Below are 17,325 nucleotides of genomic sequence, written 5' to 3' on the forward strand. Positions count from 1 at the left end.
GCTCAGCCCCGGCGCTTCTGGAGCGCGTAGCGGACGGCCACCGAGGCGCCCGCGAAGAGGAGCAGCCCGGCGCCCACGAGGGGGAGGCTGGGCTGCCACCCCGCCAGGGCGACGACGAACGTGCCCAGGCCCAGCACCACGAGCAGGTCACCGAATGCGCCGGACTGCGCCTTCTCGAGCCACCGGCCCTCGACGGTCTCCTCGGTGTCCCGGACGGCGCCGCGGAGGGTGGTGCGGTCCACGAGGAACAGCCAGGCGAGGGCTGCGCCGACCGGGAGCGCCGACGCCGCCATGACCGCACCCATGACCGCCGGGAAGCGGGGATCGGCGTCGCCCTGGCTCGAGGCCAGACCGTAGGCCGCGGCCCCGATCAGCAGGGCGATGACGACGCCGGCCACGAGGCTGACGAGGATCAGTCGCCCGGACCCGCCGCCCAGACGGGCGGAGCGGCCCCAGCGGGGGCGGCGGTCGCGGGCGAGGTCGGTGGTGGTGTGCGGCGTGGTGGCCATGGCGGTCCCTCCGGGGCGGGGCCGGGGTTTGTCCCCGTCGTGTGAAGCAAGCTTGACAGTAAAGAGAGTTTGACGTCAAGTCTGCTTGACGGTGGCCCGACAGGGCGGCGGCGGAGCTGGGCCTCGCCGTGGACGCCTCCACCGCCGCCCACGATGCTGGCCGCATGGCCTTCGAGGTGCACCCGCTCACCGCCGACCGCTTCGACGACTTCGCGCACGTCGTCAACCCGAACCGCCGCGCCACGCACTGCTGGTGCCTGTCCCCCCGGCTCTCAGCGCCGCAGAGGCACGCGCCCGGCGACCCCCGCGAGGACACCATGCGGGCGCTCGCTGCGGGGGAGCCTGCGCCCGGCGTCGTCGGTACTCGGACGGCGAGCCCGTCGCGTGGTGCAGCATCAGCCCGCGCAGCGCGATCCCGCGGCTCGTGATGCGACACATCCGCGGGTGACCCGGCCCTCCGCCGTCCGTCCGCCCGTCCGGCCAACGCGGGTTGACTTGTCGCGGGTCTGGGCGGTGAATACCCGTGACAAGTCAACCCGCCTTGCCCGGGGTGCCGCGCCCTTGGCTCGCGTGGAGTCGTCCCCGCCCGCCCCGGCCCGTTCCTGAGGAGCCGCCATGTCCCTCCGTCTCTCTCACACCACGTGGGACGCGCTGGACCCCCACGCCATCGCCGAGTTCTGGCGCGCGCTGCTCGGCTGGGAGGTCGACGAGCCTCACCTCTACCGCCCGGGGTCGGACGAGTGCTCACTCGTCGGCCCTGACGGGCAGGTCGTCCTCTTCTTCCGCGTCCCGGACGCCAAGCGCGTGAAGAACCGCGCCCACATGGACCTGCGCGCGGCCGCCGGCTCGACGCGCGACGCCGAGATCGAGCGGGCGCTCGCCCTCGGCGCCGCGATGGTCGACGACCGCCGCGTCGACCTCGGCTGGGCCGTCCTCGCCGACCCCGAGGGCAACGAGTTCTGCATCCTCGACGGCTGAGCCGACCCCACGACGGCCCGGCGTCTCCGCGGGGGAGTCGCCGGGCCGTCGGGGCGGACCGGGTACCGGGTGCCCGGGCCGTCCGCGGCGGCGGTGGTGTGGCGGGAGTGGTTCGCGGTCATGGGGCCCTCCTGTGGTCGATGCCCTGGGCAGGTGGCCCGGCCCGCCTCGGAGGCCCTGGGGGCGTCCGACCGGACGTTGTGAAGCAAGCGTGACAGTCAAGTGACCTTGTCGTCAAGGGAGCTTGACGCCGGGGCCCGCACGAACTCCTCCCACGTCATGGGCGGGGTCAGCCCGAGCCAGGCCGGTTCGAGACGGAATCCGAGGGCCGCGTTCATCCGCAGGGACGCCGCGTTGGCCTCGGCACCGCCGGTGCCCCACTCGCGCCCACCGCGGGCATGGGTCGCCAGGACAGTCGCCGCCTTGACGGCCTTCGCCACGCCACGGTTCTCGTGCTCGGACGCGACCGCGGTGCGGTCGACCTCCCACCGGTCAGGGGAGCGGAACGTCAGGGTGAATCCGATGAGCACGCCTCCCTCGAAGGCCCCCACGGCGAGCCCCTCTGGGGTGGACATTCGGGCCTCGAGGTCGTCCGGCAGCGGCTCGTGACGGGAGCCGTCGGTGTGCGGGAACCGGGGAGCCGCTTCCTCGTCGAGGGCGCGCAGGGCAGGCAGGTCGACGGCGGTCAGTCTCCGGACCTCGATTCCCCGCGCTTCGGCCGCCGCGACGTGGCCACGGTAGGGCGCCAGGTCGGCGTCGTCGTCGAGGTGGAGGCGCGCGCCCCAGGAGCGGGAGCGCACGCTCCACCCGGCGTCGAGCAGCGCGGCGGCCTCGGCCGAGTCTTCGCGGTGCACGCGGGCGTCCGCCCGTGGGTCGGTCACGGGGGTGAGCATCGACCACGGGATGCGCCCGGAGACGGCCTTGCCCGGATAGACGTGCGGGAACTCGGCCGAGTGGGGATCGGAGGGGTCTCCCGGCTCACGCCGCACCCGCAGGCCGGCCCCGGCCAGTTCGTCCTCGTCCAGGCCGACGACGAACGCGTCCGGCCGGTCCGGGTAGATCGCCGCGCCGACCATTCCCACCTGGGCGGCGTCGTCGGAGGCGTGGAGGAAGCCGACGTCGTCGATCGAGGCGCCGCGCGTCGATGCCGTGTAGCGGCCGGTGCGACGCGCGGCGGCCCAGTCCTCCGGGAGGGTGATGTGCAGGATCATGGCGCGAGGCTATCGGCCTCGGCGTCGACGCCACCCCTCCGGCTGCCCATCGCGGGTTGAGTTATCGGGGGTGTGGGGCGGCGGCACCCGCGACAACCCAACCAGCGTTGCAGGGCCGCCCCGGGCGCGACGACGGCCCGGCGTCTCCGCGGGGGAGTCGCCGGGCCGTCGGGGGCGAGCCGGGTGCCGGGGTGCCCGGGCCGTCAGTCCTCCAGGAAGGCCTCGACGTCCGGGGTCACCGCGCGGGAGTCGATCAGCTGACGCTCGATCGCGTCGTGGGTGATCCGGTTGGCCTCGCGCACGGCGTCGGTGCGCATCGAGATCTTGATGTCGCCCTTGTGCGTCGGGGTCCCGGCCACCTGGACCGGCTGGGTCTCGAGCGGCAGCGGGACGGCGTCGCACAGCGACTTCTCGGCCGGCTGGGCGCCGGTCAGGAAGTAGTCACGGATGGGCGCGTCCACGCACTCGGTGCGGTACGGGAACAGGCCGTGGGTGCCCTCGTTGTCCACGGAGATCAGGGACGTGTTGCGCAGCACGCCGGCGGCGCGGTGGCCGCCCTCGTACGGGGTCGCCGCGTCCAGCTCGGACTGCACGATCACGGTGTTCGGGGCGCCCTTGCCACCGGGCTGGGCGGGCATGGAGGTCTGGGCGGGCCAGTACATGCACTCCGACGGGCCCATCAGCACACCGATCCACGGGGCCTTGCGGCCGAGGTCGTCCACCCACGAGGTCCAGTATCCCTGCGAGGTGTTCCACTGGCCGTCCTGGCAGCGGATCGCCGAGAACGCGCCCTCGAAGGTGACGGCGTCACCGGCCTGGGTGGCGGCGACGAGCTGCTCGCGCTCGCCCACGGTCTCCAGGCCGCGGGCGGCGAAGCGGTCGAAGGAGTCGCGCTCCTCGGCCGGCAGCGACGCACGGGCCTCGGCCAGGATGCGCTCGATCTGGGTGCGCTGCCCCGCGGGGTCCGTGGCCGCGGCCTCGGACTCCATGATGCGGATGTAGGCGGCGATGACGGACCCGGCGTCGAGGTACTGGGACGTGTCGTACATGGCCGGCAGCAGGAACGAGCCGGCGACGATCATGCCGAGCTGGGTGCGGGTGCCGCCCACGTCCTCCCAGCGCTGCCGGATCTGCATCGGGTCGTCCCCGAGGCCGAAGATCTCGTCGTGCCGGGCCACGTAGGGGAGCATCGCGTCCTGGAACTGGCGGTCGCGGGAGCGCGGCTGCAGGTCCCAGGTGGTCTGGAGCCCGTCGCGGGAGATGTCGACGGCGGAGTCCAGCAGGAACCGGTGCGCGTGCTGGGGGAAGACGCGCTGGTACCAGCTGCCCAGCCACGTGCCGTACGAGTAGCCGATGTAGGAGGTCTTCTCCTCGCCCAGGACGGCGCGGATGAAGTCCATGTCGTACACGGTCTGCTCGGTGGTGATGTACGGGGTGAGCTCGTTCTCGAGGCAGGCGTCGACCTGGGCCTTCGTGTCCTGCCACACGTCGTGCTCGGGGTTCGGCGTGTAGGTGCACTCCAGGGCGGTGGACTGGCCCACGCCGCGGGGGTCGAAGCCGATGAAGTCGTACTGTTCCGCGAGCTCCGGGGCGCGCTCGGCCATGGCGGGGCCCCAGGGCAGGCCGGAGCCGCCCGGGCCGCCGGGGTTGACCAGCGCGATGCCCTGGCGGTCGGGGTTGCCCTTCGAGGTCTCGGTCTTGGCCACGCGCAGGGTGATGGTGTGGCCGTCCTCGGGGTTCTTCCAGTCCCGCGGCACCGTGACGTCGGAGCACGCGGTGCCGGGGATCGCGTTGAACCGGGCGTTGAGGCTCTCGCTGCCGAAGTCGCAGGCCTCCCAGTCCAGCGTCTGGCCCACGAGGTGCGGCGCGAGCGCGGCGGCGTCGTTGACCTTGTTGCCGCGCGTGGCGGAGAGGTCGTTGGAGCGGGCCTGGCCCTGCGATGCGGACCCGTTGCCGTTGCCGTTGCCGGTGCCCGGCGCGGAGAGCGCGGGGGCGGCGGCCGCGACGGCGAGCGAGACGGCCGCGACGGCGGCGGCGAGCGTGGTGCGGCGGCGAGCTGGAACGGTTCTGGTCACGTCAGGTCCTCGAGTCGTTCGGCGCGGAGAGGGCCGGGGCGGTCACCGGATGACGCGAGTGATGCGCCTCACAGCCTGTAGAGCGGCCATCCTAATCATGGACGTGCGCTGGAAGTCCACTCGGCGTCCGGCCCGGTCCCAGGGGCCGCCCCCACGGCCTCGTCCAGCACCGCCAGCAGCCGCACCCGCAGCGCCTGCCCCCGCTCGGCGAACTCGCGCTGCCGCCGCGCGTACTCGGCACGCCCGGTCGGCTCCTCGATCCGCACGGCCGCGTAGCCGCCGCACCCGTCGGAGAGGTCGTCCACCCCGGTCAGGTCGTACGGCGAGGCCTCCATGTCCAGCCGGCGGATGTCCCACGCGAGGTCGAAGCAGTCCGCGAGCAGGCCCGAGGCGACCACCGGCACCAGCTTGTACGCCCACTTGTACAGGTCCATCCCCGCGTGCAGGCAGCCGGGCTGTTCCATCTCCCGCATCCCGGCGCGCGTGGGCAGGACGCCGTCGTCGCCCTCGTTGCGGTCGCGGGCCTCGGGCGCGAAGAACCGGAACGCGTCGAAGTGCGTGCACCGGATCCGCGAGCCCTCCACCACCGCGTCCGTCCCCTCGGCCCCGAGCCGCAGCGGCAGCTGGGAGTGCCGCACCCCGTGCACGTCCGAGCGGTACGCCATCGCCCACTCGTGCAGCCCGAAGCAGCCCAGGCGCGGCGCCCGCTCCGCCGTGCGCGCGAGCAGTTCCCGGGTGAACGCCACCCCCGACGCGCGGTCGGCCAGCACCGCCGCCACGTCCACCAGCCAGCCGCCCACCGGGTGGCCGTCGACGACGGCGCCCGGCACCTCACCGGCCTCGACGCGCCGGTAGTGCTTCCATTCGGCCCGCGGGGTCGTGCCCAGCTCGGCCGCCTCGGCGCGAGCCGCGGCGCCGTCGTCGTCCGCGAGGAGGACCCCCGGCCCGGGGTGCCAGCGCTGCAGCGCGGCGGGGGAGTGCGTGTAGTAGCCGAAGAGGAAGTCCTGCACCGGGTGCTTCTCGCCGCGCATTCGCAGGGCCACCAGCGGGTCCGTGCGTCGGGCGATGCGCTCGCGGTGCGCCCGCGCGTGGGCCCGCCACACGTCGGCGGGCAGGGCGACGACGGCGGTCGGCGGGGGCGCGGGGGCGGTGCGTGGCTCGGGCATGGCCCCACCATCCTCCCCCGTGGCGCTCCTCGGGAGCGAGCGGGTCCGCGACGCCGACGCGGGGAGCGCACTCCGGCGGCCCCAATTCGACGGTCCTGGACGTTGCCTGGCAAAGATCTGGTCAAACGCCCTACCGGACGGTAGATTGCACATGTCTCGCTGTGGTGCCCATCACATGGGCGCCGATCTCCCCGTCCCCCGGCGTCATCCCCGCCGGCGTGCCACGGGTGAGAGCTGGGCGGACCTTGATGAGAAAGGCGGAGGCAATGCCTCAGAACCCCACCCCTGCCCGGCGCCGTCGGGCCCTGGCCGCGGCCGTCGCCGGCGCGAGCCTCGTGGCCGCTCCCGCGCTCGCGGTGTCGGCCACCGCCGTCGAACTGCCCGACGGCAGCACCGTCTCCAGCCCGCAGGGCGAGGTGCAGGTCCAGCAGCAGTTCGAGGACGGCCGCTACTTCGTGGTCCTGAAGGACCAGCCGTCGGTGACCGCCCCCGAGGCCGGCGCCGTTCCGGGCGCCGCCCCGAAGGCGAAGTTCGACCCCTCGCACCCGCGCGTGAAGAACTACGAGGCCAAGCTCCAGCGCCAGCAGGCGAAGGTCGCGAAGACCCACGGCGCCAAGGCCGAGATCTCCTTCCAGCGCGCCGTGAACGCGTTCGTCGCCGAGCTGACCGCCGAGGAGGCCCAGGCGATCGCGAAGGACCCGGCCGTGCTCGGCGTCGCACCGGACGAGCAGGTGGCCCCGGACTACAGCTCCACCGAATTCCTCGGCCTGCCCGGCAAGAAGGGCACCTGGAAGTCCGTGTACGGCAAGGCCGAGAACGCGGGCAAGGGCGTGGTGGTCGGCGTCATCGACTCCGGCATCCACCCGGACAACCCGTTCATCGACGGTCAGCCCGTCCAGCCGCTCAAGGGCAAGGCCAAGGTCGGCGTGCCGTACCGCACCGCGGACGGCCAGATCGCCGTGCTCAAGGCGGACGGCACCACCGCCACGGCCGAGTGCGAGACCGGCCCGGACTTCCCGGCGTCGTCGTGCGACTCCAAGCTGATCGGCGCCTACGCCTTCTCCGACGACTTCGAGCGCTTCGTCCCGGTGGACGAGCGGGCCCCGGAGGAGCGCATCTCCCCGCTGGGCGTGTTCTCCCACGGCACCCACGTGGCCACCACCATCCTCGGCAACACCGGGGTGGAGCAGACCATCGACGACGACTCCTTCGGCGAGGGCGCGGGCGTGGCCCCGGCCGCCCACCTGATCTCCTACAAGATCTGCTGGGAGGACACCGACCCGAACACCGGCGGCTGCTACACCTCCGCCTCCGTGGCCGCCGTCGAGCAGGCCATCGAGAACAACGTGGACGTGCTGAACTACTCGATCTCCGGCTCCAACACCTCGATCGTGGACCCGGTGGCCATGGCCTTCAAGTCCGCCGCCGAGGCCGGCATCTTCGTGGCCGCCTCCGGCGGCAACTCCGGCCCCGGCCCGAACACCGTGAACCACGGCTCCCCGTGGCTGACCACCGTGGCCGCGGAGACGTTCTCCAACGAGCTCACCGCCACCGTGCAGTTCTCCGACGGCACGCAGCTCCGGGGCGCCTCCTCGGCCCGCACCGGCGTGGGCCCGGCCGAGGTCATCCACGCGTCCGAGGTCGCCGCCGGCGACGCCGAGGCCGCGCGTCTCTGCCTGCCCGGCGGGCTCACCGAGGAGGCCGCCGGCAAGATCGTGCTCTGCGAGCGCGGCGGGAACGCCCGCACCGAGAAGTCGCAGGTGGTGGAGGAGGCCGGCGGCGTCGGCATGATCCTCGTGAACACCCCGTCCGGCTCGCTGGACGCGGACATCCACGCGGTGCCGACCGTGCACATGAACGACAACGGCGTGATCGAGAAGGTGAAGTCCTCCGACCTCACCGCCACGATCGTCCCGGGCGACACCACCGGCCTGCCGGAGGACCCGCTGCCCCAGATCGCCGGCTTCTCCTCCCGCGGCCCGGCCAACGCCGTGAACCAGGAGCTCCTGAAGCCCGACCTCGCCGCCCCCGGTGTGAACGTGATCGCCGGCGTCTCCCCGCTGGACCCCGACTACCACGGCAACACGTTCGGCCTGATGTCCGGCACGTCCATGGCCTCGCCGAACCTGGCCGGCATGGCCACGCTGCTGATCGGCAAGTACCCGGCCTGGTCCCCGATGGCCGTGAAGTCCGCCCTCATGACCACCGCCGGCGACGTGTACAACGCCGACGGCACCGTGAACACGGACAACTTCGCCACGGGTGCCGGCTCCGCCGATCCGGCCGCCGCCGCCCGTCCGGGCCTGGTCTACGACTCCGGCAAGGAGCAGTGGGACGCGCTGCTGCGCGGCGACATCGCCGGCCGTGACGTGAACGTCCCGTCCCTGGCGATCCCCGACGTCGTCGGCTCGGCCACCGTGACCCGCACCGTGACCGCCCTGGAGAACGGCCGCTGGCGGTTCTCTGCGAACGTGCCCGGCTTCGAGGTGACCGCCTCCCCGGCCGTGCTGGACCTGAAGGCCGGCCAGTCCGCCGACGTCGAGCTGACCGTCACCCGCACCGACGCCGCCGTGAACACCTGGACCCACGGCTCCATGTCCTGGACCACCGCCAAGGGCAAGGCCGTCCCGGAGGTGACCTCCCCGGTCACCGTGAAGGCGAAGTCCGCGACCGTCACCTCCGCCGTCGAGGGCTCCGGCGCCACCGGCTCCGCCGACGTGGAGATCACCCCCGGCGTGACCGGTGAGCTGACCCCGCAGGTCCTGGGCCTGGGCAAGGTGGACTCCACCGTGGCCGCCGCCACCGCGAGCAACTCGCTCGAGTCCAGCGCACTGGCCGTGTCCACGGTGACCGTGGAGGAGGGCACCCAGTCCCTGGTGGCCTCGATCAACGCGGGCGCCGCCGGCGCCGACTGGGACCTGTACGTGATCACCCCCGAGGGCAAGCAGCTCTCCCGGGCGACCGCGGACGAGTCCGAGACGCTGACGATCGCCGACCCCGCCCCGGGCGCCTACACCGTGGTCGGCCACCTGTACGCGGCCAACGGCGGCAAGGACACCGGCACCCTCGAGACGCTCAAGCTGCGCGAGGACGCGGGCAACCTCACGGTCTCCCCGAACCCGGTGCCCGTGACCTCGGGCAAGGCCACCGAGGCGACCCTCTCCTGGTCCGGCCTGACCTCGGGCACCTGGAAGGGCCTCGTCACCTGGGACGCGGGCATCACGACCGACGTGACCGTCCAGGTCCCGTGACCGCCGACCCCCTCCGTCCTCGCTGACGGAACGGGAGGAACCGCCCGCACGACGCCGGCCCCGCACCTTCACGCTGAAGGTGCGGGGCCGGCGTCGTTGGTGGGTGGGGCAGCGGCGGGTGCGGCGTCAGCGGCCGGTGCCGCCGTAGACCGTGGCCTCCTCCTCGGCGTCGAGGCCGAAGGCGGCGTGCACGGCGCGGACGGCGTCGTCGAGCTTGCTCTCGGCGGTGACCACGGAGATGCGGATCTCCGAGGTGGAGATGAGGTCCACGTTCACGCCGGCGTCGGCGAGGGCCTTGAAGAAGGTGGCGGAGACGCCCGGGTTGGAGCGCATGCCCGCGCCGATCAGCGAGAGCTTGCCGATCTCCGGGTCCGAGACGATGTCCTGGAAGCCGATCCGGTCCTGGGCGGCGCGCAGGGCGGCCATGGCGTCCTTGCCCTCCACGATCGGCAGGGTGAAGGAGATGTCCGTGCGACCCGAGCCCTCGCGGGAGATGTTCTGCACGATCATGTCGATGTTCACGTTGGACACGGCGATCACGCGGAAGATCTCGGCGGCCTTGCCGGGCACGTCGGGGACGCCGACGATCGTGACCTTGCCCTCGGAGCGGTCGTGGGCGACGCCGGAGACGATGGGCTGTTCCATGGGAGCGCCTTCCTGAAGGGTGATGGTGTCGTTCGGGTCGGGCATGATCCAGGTGCCCTCATGGTCGGAGAAGGAGGAGCGCACGTGCAGCGGCACGCCGAAGCGGCGCGCGTACTCCACGGAGCGCAGGTGCAGCACCTTGGATCCGGAGGCCGCCATCTCGAGGGTCTCCTCGGAGGAGAGCTCGGTGAGCTTGCGGGCGGTCGGCACGACGCGCGGGTCGGCCGAGTAGACGCCGTCCACGTCCGTGTAGATCTCGCACACGTCCGCACCGTGCGCGGCGGCGAGGGCGACGGCCGTGGTGTCCGAGCCGCCGCGGCCCATGGTGGTGATGTCCTTGGACTCGGGGCTCATGCCCTGGAACCCGGCCACGATGGCCACGCGGCCGGCGTCGAGGGCCTCCTGCACGCGGTGGGGGTTGACCTTGACGATCCGGGCCCGGCCGTACGAGGTGTCCGTCAGCATGCCGGCCTGGGAGCCGGTGTAGGAGCGGGCCTCGACGCCCTCGGCGTGGATCGCCATCGCCAGCAGGGACATGGAGATGCGCTCGCCGGCCGAGAGCAGGATGTCCATCTCGCGCGCGGGCGCGTCCTGCGTGAGCTCGGCGGCGAGGTCGAGCAGCTCGTCCGTGGTGTCGCCCATGGCCGAGACCACGACGCACACGCGGTTCCCGGCCCGGACCGTGTTCGCGACGCGGCGGGCCACGCGCTGGATGCCGGCGGCGTCGGCCACGGAGGAGCCGCCGAACTTCTGGACGATGAGACTCATGGGTCGCTCCGGACGGGGTCGAGGGTCGGTTCGGGCCAAGTCTAGGGGCGCGCACCCGCGCGGGTCCGCCAGGTGAACCCCTGTTCCGGATGCTGGACCCGGCGCCCGCGGCCGGCCATGACGACGGCGCCCGCGGCCCCGCCTGCGACCCCGGTCGGGCTGGGATCGGCGCCGGGATCATCCCCCGGGTGGATCCGCGTCCGTGCACGGCGCGGCAAGGATGGGGCCATGACCGCTCCAGCACCCCCGCCCGCCTCACCCGTCCTGGGGGTGGCCGCCCACGACGGGATCGTGGCCCACGGCCTCGCCCGCTCGTTCGGCGCCGTCCATGCGGTGCGGGACGTCTCCCTCACCGTGCCCACCGGCTCCGTGACGGCCCTCGTCGGCCCGAACGGCTCGGGCAAGACCACGCTCCTGCTGATCCTGGCCACCCTGCTGCGCCCGGACGCCGGCGCCGTGTCCGTGGCCGGGGTGGACGCGGTGCGCGAGCCCGTCGAGGCCCGGCGGCGGCTCGGCTGGATGCCCGACACCCTGGGTGTGTGGGAGGAGCTGACCTGCCACGACATCCTCGCCAGCCTGGGCCGGCTCTACGGCATGGGGAAGGCGGAGGCGTCGGCACGCGCGGACGAGCAGCTCGCGTGGGTCGAGCTCACGGAGTTCGCCCACCGGCCCGCCCGCGTGCTCTCCCGCGGCCAGCAGCAGCGCCTGTCCCTGGCTCGGGCCACCGTGCACCGGCCCTCCGTCCTGCTCCTGGACGAACCCGCCAACGGCCTCGACCCGGCCGCCCGCATCCGGCTGCGGGACGACCTGCGCGCCATGGCCGCAGCCGGCACCGCCGTGCTCGTCTCCTCCCACGTGCTCGCCGAGCTCGAGGAGATGTCCGACCGCGCCGTGTTCCTCCATGAGGGCGCCACGGTGGCCACCCAGGAGTTCCGCGCCGCCGACGACCTCGCCCGCCCCTACCGGATCGCCGGACCCGATCCGACGGCCCGGGACACCCTCGTCCGCGCCCTCGAGACCCGCGGCCTGACCGTCACCGCGGCCACCGGCGCCGGCGCGGGCCAGCGTCGGGACGGCGTCGTGGTGCAGCTGCGGGGCGAGGCCGCCGCGGCCGCGCTGCTCGCGGACCTCGTGCGCGAGGGTGTGCTCGTCAGCCACTTCGCCCCGGAGGGCTCCCGCCTCGAGAACGCCTACCTGGGCCTCCATCTGGAGGGCCCCCGCACCGAAGGAGACCGGCCGTGAGCACCGCCGTCGCGACCTCGATCCACGACCGCCGCCCGCCGCAGCCGCAGCCGGGGGGACGCCTCGGCGCGGCCCAGGCCGTGGCCACCGTGGTGGGCATGGAACTGCGTCAGCGGCTGCGCTCGCGCGGCTGGTACGTGCTGTTGGGCGTCTTCTTCGTGGTGGTGGGGGCGGTGACCCTCGGCGCCCTCGGGCTGCGAAGCCTGGGCATGACGGAGATGGAGGCGTCCGGCCTGGAGCCGGAGCTGGCGGAGCAGCAGATGCGCGCCCTGGGGCGGACGCTCTTCGACGGCGTCCTGCTCTTCGTCCTCACCCTCTCGCTGCTGGTCTCGCCCGCCCTGGCGGCCAACGCGATCTCGGGCGACCGTGCCGGCGGCACCCTGGCCATCACCCAGGTCACCCTGCTGCGGACCGGGCACCTGATGGCGGGCAAGTGGCTGGCCGCGTGGATCGCCTCCGCCGCGTTCCTCGCGGCCGCGCTGCCGTGGCTCGCGGTCGCGGCCGTGGTGGGGCGCGTGTCCCCGTGGGCCGTGCTGGTGGGGCTCGTGATGATCCTCGTGGAGTTCGGCATGATCGCGGGGATCGGCGTCGCCGTGTCGGCGATCACCGGGCGCACGCTGTTCGCCGTCGTGGTGACGTACCTGATCGTGGCGGCGCTGACGATCGGCACCCTGGTGGCCTTCGGGCTGTCCCTGCAGTTCCTGCAGACCGAGGTGCGGGCCAACGACGCCGAGTACGGCTCCATGACGGCGGAGCCGTTCACCGAGGCGGAGCTCGAGAAGATGACCCCGGAGGAGGAGGAGCAGGCCTGGGCCGAGTGGGAGGCGACGCACCCGGAGCTGTACGACGGGATCGCCGACCGGTGCGTCGGCCCGGTGACCACCCGGACGATCCCCGACCCGCGGCGCAGCGGATGGCTGCTCGCGGCGAACCCCTACGCCGTCCTCGCGGATGCCTCCCCCTGGGAGGGCGGGCTCCTCGAGAACGGGACCCGGGCGGATCCCGGGCCGCTCAACCTGCTGTCCGTGGGCCTGCGCTGGACCCAGCGCGACCCCGTCCGGGACGTCGAGTGCCTCGACGGCGAGCTGCGCGGTCTCGACAGCACCGGCGTGCCGGACCGGCAGGGCACCTGGCCGGTGTGGCCGCTCGGTCTGGCGATGCAGGGTGTGCTGGTGGCCGGGCTGGGCTGGTGGGGGCACCGTCGCCTGGACACCCCGGCCGGGCGGCTGCCCGCCGGCACGCGCGTGGCCTGAGCCGGGCCGGCGTCGGGCGGGACCTGCTCGACGCCGGCCGGTGTCAGCCGCTGATCAGGCGGCGGCCCTCGAAGGCACGGCCGAGGGTGACCTCGTCCGCGTACTCGAGGTCCCCGCCGACGGGCAGACCGGAGGCCAGACGCGTGACGCGGATGCCCGTGGCGCCGAGGAGCCGGCCGAGGTAGGTGGCCGTGGCCTCGCCCTCGAGGTTGGGATCCGTGGCGAGGATGACCTCCTGCACGGCCTCGTCCTGCAGCCGGGTGAGCAGCTCGCGGACGTGCAGCTGCTCGGGGCCGATGCCGGCGATCGGATTGATGGCGCCGCCGAGCACGTGGTAGCGGCCCTGGAAGGCGCGGGTGCGCTCCATGGCCATGACGTCCTGCGACTCCTCGACCACGCAGATCTGGGAGCGGTCCCGGCGCTCATCCCGGCAGAGCGAGCACACCTCGTCCTCGGACACGTTGAAGCAGACCGAGCACAGCCGCACCCTGTCCTTGACCGTGCGGATGGCGTCCGCCAGCCGCAGCATGTCCTCCCGGTCCGCCTCCAGCATGTGGAAGGCGATGCGCTGGGCGGACTTCGGCCCGATGCCCGGCAGGCGGCCGAGCTCGTCGATCAGGTCCTGCACCGCGCCCTGGTACATCCGTCTCCCTCGTCCGATGGTGCGTCTCGTGGTCCGTGCGCCCCGACGCGGCGCCGTGGTCCGGCGCCGCGTCCATCATGCCCGCGGCCCCGGACGGCGTACGGGCGCGTTCGCCTCAGGCGTCGTTGGGGCGTTCCTCGAGCAGACGGCCGCCGAGCACCCGTTCGACGACGGCTCGGCCCACGAGGCCCGAGTCCTCGAGCGGGACGTCGTCGTCGCTGGCGACCTCGTCCTCCCACCCCACACCGGACGTCGCCGGGGCGGCGGGGCCGGTGTCGGCGGGCCGGGTCGGGCCGCGGCCCTGGGCGGCCTCGCGGGCGGCGTGGATGGCCGCGGCCCGCGCGTCCAACGAGGGCGGCGCCGAGGCTCCCCCGGCGGGCTCGACGTCGGCGGGGCGCGCCCCGAGCGAGGCCGCGCTCGGCCGGCCCCCGGCGGGGGAGCCCGGCGAGGCGTCCGGGTCGGGGCCACCGGGAGCGCCGGGGCCGCCGCTCGAGCCCGCGTTCACCGGAGGCTCGAGGGGCCCACCGGCCCGCAGCCGCTCCATGAGCCGCGGGTACATGCTCGCCGGATGGCCCGAACCCGGGAAGTCCGAACCGGTCGGGCCGGCAGCCGCGCGCGGCGCGGCGTCTGCGTCGTCGGCGGGCACGCCCGGGTCAGGGGTCGCGTCGGCCGTGGGCGAGCCCGTGGGGCGCCGCTCCTCGTCCGAGGACGGGCCGGCGCCCGAGGCGGCCGGGTGGAGATCGCGTCGCTCCGTGGCCGCTGCGTCGTCGTCCGGGGCGGGCGACGGCGTGGCAGGCCGGGCGGAGTCACCGTCCGCGGCCGCGCCCGCGCCGTCGTCGAAGCCGGCGGGACGGGTCGCGCCGAAGCGCTTCGCGAACTCGGCGCGCAGCTCCGCCTCCGGACGGGCGAACACGGGGATCGAGTGCTCCTCCTCGCGGACCAGCGGCCCCGGGTCGTAGGCCCGACGGACCTCCTCGGCGCTCGGCTCGCTCTCGCCGGGGGTCGGGGCGTCGGGTTGGACCGGGGAGTCCTGGCCGGCGTCCGGCGCGGCGCCGCCGGGGGCCGGTGCGGCCTGCGGCGGCGCGCCCCAGTCCTCGACCGACGGCACGGGGCCGTCCCAGCCGGCGGCGCCGACGGGCCGCTCCTCGGCGTCCCGGGCCGGCGGGGTCCAGCCCTCGGGGCCGTCCGAGTCGTCCTGCTCCGCGTCCGGGTCGAACGCGGGCAGCGAGTCCCACGGGTCCTCCTCGGGCGGGGGAGCGTCGTCCCAGGCGGGCGGCTCCTCGTCCGGGCCGCCCCAGCCGTCCGCCGGCGGGGCGGGGGCGGGCGTCGTCGACGACGTCGGCGCCGGCCCCCAGGAGGTGGCGGGAGCCGCGGGCGTCCAGGCGGGGGACGGCTCCGGCGTCTGACGCTGCTGCGTGGCCCGGGGCGGAGCGGCCGGCGGCGCCGGATCGTCCTCCGCGGTGGAGGGTGCGGCGGAGCGCGGCGGGGTGGGGCGGGAGGACTCCGGCTCGCGTGGGGCCTGCCCCGGTGCCGGAGCGGGCCGGTTCGGCTGCGCCGTCGGTCGGTCGGGCCGGCCCTGCTGCGGGGCCGGACGCTCAGGCCGGTCCGTCCGCGCCGGGCCGGCCGGGCGAGCGCCGGACTGTGCGCGGGCGTCCCCGGTCGGCGCGTCCCCACCGAGGATCAGATCGAGCCGCGGGCGGATGCCGAGCACCTGGTGGACGGCCTCGCCGAGCACGCGGTCACCGCCCCGGCCGAGCAGCGACTGGCGGGGCCCGTCCTGCTGGAAGCCGATCGTCAGCAACGAGCCGTCGTAGCCCGCGACGCTCGCGTTGTCCTTCACCAGCATCCACACCAGGCGTGAGGCGTCCTCGAGGGCCGTGAGGATGTCCGGCCAGGCCCGGCGGATCATCTCCACCTGGCTCGCCGCCGGGGCGGGCGTGGGGCTCGACGGCGCGGCCGTCTCCTCCGGCCCGTGGGCGGGGGCCGGCGCGGCACCGGTGCGCTCCTGGGCATGGGACCGGCCCTCAGGCTCGGGCCGGCCCTCAGGCTCGGGGCGGCTCCCGGCCTCCGGGCGGCGCGTGTCCCCGGAAGGGGCCCCGACCTCAGCCGGTTCGGGCCGCTTGGGCTGCGGCGCCTGCTGCGGACGCTCGGACCCCGTGGCCCCGGCGGCGGCGTCCCCCTCCGGCGCCTCTGCCACGGACTGCGGGGCAGGCGGCGTCCAGCGCTCCGGCGGGGCGGTGGACGCGGTCGGCGCGGGCTCCTCCGGCCGCCGCATGGCGGCCCGGGCGAGCGCGGCACCGGTCAGAGTGCCGGAGCCCTCCGCGTTCTCGGCCGATCCGCCGCCGTCCGCGGCGGGCGTGCCGGACCGGGCCGGCGTCGTCGTGCCCTCGGAGGCGCCGTCCTCGATGGGCGCGGCGCCACCGAGCTCGAGGCGCCGTTCGAGGGCCTCGAGGCGGGCGGCCAGGCCGCGGTGCGTCTCGTCCGAGGCAGGCAGCAGCAGGCGCGCCATGAGCAGCTCGAGGTGCAGGCGGGGACTGGTGGCCCCCACCATGTCCGTCAGCGCGAGGTTGGTGATGTCCGCGAGGCGGGAGAGCTCCGCGCGGGAGAGCTGCGCGGCCTGCGCCGACAGACGCCGCACCTGGTCCTCCGGCATGCCGTGCAGGATCGCCCCGGCCTCCTCCGGCAGGGCACGGGCGATCACGAGGTCGCGGAAGCGGTCCAGCAGGTCCTCGACGAAGCGGCGCGGGTCCTGGCCGGACTGCACCACGCGGTCCACCACGCGGAACACGGTGGGGGTGTCGTCCGCGGCGACGGCGTCGATCACGTCGTCCAGCAGGGCTTCCGGGGTGAAGCCGAGCAGGCTCACCGCGAGCTCGTACGAGACCTGGCCCTCCTGGGCGCCCGCGATCAGCTGGTCCAGCACGGAGAGCGTGTCACGCACCGAGCCCGTGCCGGCGCGCACCACGAGCGGCAGCACGCCCTTCTCCACGGACACGCCCTCCTCCGCGCACAGCTGCTCGAGGTAGGCGATGAGCGGCTCCGGCGGCACGAGCCGGAACGGGTAGTGGTGGGTGCGGGAGCGGATGGTCCCGATGACCTTCTCCGGCTCCGTGGTGGCGAAGATGAACTTCAGGTGCTCCGGCGGCTCCTCCACGATCTTGAGCAGCGCGTTGAACCCCGCCGCGGTGACCATGTGCGCCTCGTCGATGATGAGGATCTTGTAGCGGTCCCGGACCGGGGCGAACGTGGCCCGCTCGCGCAGGCCGCGGGCGTCCTCCACACCGCCGTGCGAGGCCGCGTCGATCTCCAGCACGTCCAGCGAGCCCGGCCCGCCGGTGGCCAGGTCCCGGCACGAGTCGCACTCGCCGCACGGCGTGGGCGTGGGGCCCTGGGCGCAGTTCAGGCAGCGCGCGAGGATGCGGGCGGACGTGGTCTTGCCGCAGCCTCGCGGGCCGGAGAAGAGGTAGGCGTGGTTCACGCGGTCCTTCGCCAGTGCGGTGCGCAGCGGGACCGTGACATGGTCCTGCCCGATCACGTCCTCGAAACGGTCCGGGCGGTAGCGGCGATACAGGGCGGTGCTCACC

At 74.4% G+C, this 17,325-nt stretch carries 11 protein-coding genes; 4 read left to right on the forward strand and 7 right to left on the reverse strand.

Annotated elements, in window-relative coordinates; genetic code table 11:
- Positions 1–2: 2 nt before the first annotated feature.
- A complete protein-coding gene (locus AUV08_RS11105; RefSeq protein ID WP_231862100.1) occupies positions 3–509 on the reverse strand; it encodes a hypothetical protein in 507 nt (168 codons plus the stop codon).
- Between the two features lie 615 nt (positions 510–1,124).
- On the opposite strand from AUV08_RS11105, the gene AUV08_RS11110 reads away from it, so the two are divergent.
- Entirely contained in the window at positions 1,125–1,487 is a 363-nt protein-coding gene (locus AUV08_RS11110) for a VOC family protein (RefSeq protein ID WP_020621445.1), read from the forward strand.
- Between the two features lie 218 nt (positions 1,488–1,705).
- Here the strand turns inward: AUV08_RS11110 and AUV08_RS11115 are convergent, their stop codons facing one another.
- The 3 genes from AUV08_RS11115 to AUV08_RS11125 form a co-directional block, all read right to left on the reverse strand.
- Positions 1,706–2,698 (reverse strand): GNAT family N-acetyltransferase, encoded by a 993-nt coding sequence (locus tag AUV08_RS11115; protein ID WP_061873246.1) that lies wholly within the window; start codon positions 2,696–2,698, stop codon positions 1,706–1,708.
- Positions 2,699–2,901: 203 nt separating this feature from the next.
- Entirely contained in the window at positions 2,902–4,773 is a 1,872-nt protein-coding gene (locus AUV08_RS11120) for an alpha/beta hydrolase (RefSeq protein ID WP_061867560.1), read from the reverse strand.
- A 95-nt stretch (positions 4,774–4,868) separates the two neighbouring features.
- Positions 4,869–5,939, reverse strand: a complete 1,071-nt coding sequence (locus tag AUV08_RS11125) for a hypothetical protein (RefSeq protein ID WP_061867559.1) — start codon at positions 5,937–5,939, stop codon at positions 4,869–4,871.
- Between the two features lie 266 nt (positions 5,940–6,205).
- Between AUV08_RS11125 and AUV08_RS11130 the strand changes: the two genes are divergently transcribed.
- Positions 6,206–9,190, forward strand: a complete 2,985-nt coding sequence (locus AUV08_RS11130; RefSeq protein WP_061873247.1) for a S8 family serine peptidase — start codon at positions 6,206–6,208, stop codon at positions 9,188–9,190.
- Between the two features lie 126 nt (positions 9,191–9,316).
- Here the strand turns inward: AUV08_RS11130 and AUV08_RS11135 are convergent, their stop codons facing one another.
- A complete protein-coding gene (locus tag AUV08_RS11135) occupies positions 9,317–10,603 on the reverse strand; it encodes an aspartate kinase (RefSeq protein ID WP_061873248.1) in 1,287 nt (428 codons plus the stop codon).
- A 228-nt stretch (positions 10,604–10,831) separates the two neighbouring features.
- Between AUV08_RS11135 and AUV08_RS11140 the strand changes: the two genes are divergently transcribed.
- The gene (locus tag AUV08_RS11140) at positions 10,832–11,845 is read left to right on the forward strand and encodes an ABC transporter ATP-binding protein (protein WP_061873249.1); all 1,014 of its coding nucleotides are present in this window, start codon (positions 10,832–10,834) and stop codon (positions 11,843–11,845) included.
- On the forward strand, positions 11,842–13,098 hold the full coding sequence (locus AUV08_RS11145) for an ABC transporter permease (RefSeq protein ID WP_061867555.1): 1,257 nt from the start codon (positions 11,842–11,844) through the stop codon (positions 13,096–13,098). The genes AUV08_RS11140 and AUV08_RS11145 overlap by 4 nt, the downstream gene beginning before the upstream one ends.
- A 43-nt stretch (positions 13,099–13,141) precedes the next feature.
- Here AUV08_RS11145 and recR read toward each other — a convergent pair whose 3' ends face one another.
- Positions 13,142–13,741 carry a recombination mediator RecR gene (gene recR / locus AUV08_RS11150; protein WP_002856659.1) on the reverse strand — a complete coding sequence of 200 codons (600 nt, stop codon included), beginning with the start codon at positions 13,739–13,741 and terminating at the stop codon, positions 13,142–13,144.
- A 115-nt stretch (positions 13,742–13,856) separates the two neighbouring features.
- Positions 13,857–17,324, reverse strand: a complete 3,468-nt coding sequence (locus AUV08_RS11155) for a DNA polymerase III subunit gamma and tau (protein WP_061867554.1) — start codon at positions 17,322–17,324, stop codon at positions 13,857–13,859.
- Position 17,325 lies beyond the last annotated feature (1 nt).

The organism is Micrococcus sp. CH7 (genome assembly GCF_001595485.1).
In the GTDB taxonomy this organism is placed as follows: Bacteria; Actinomycetota; Actinomycetes; order Actinomycetales; family Micrococcaceae; genus Micrococcus; species Micrococcus luteus.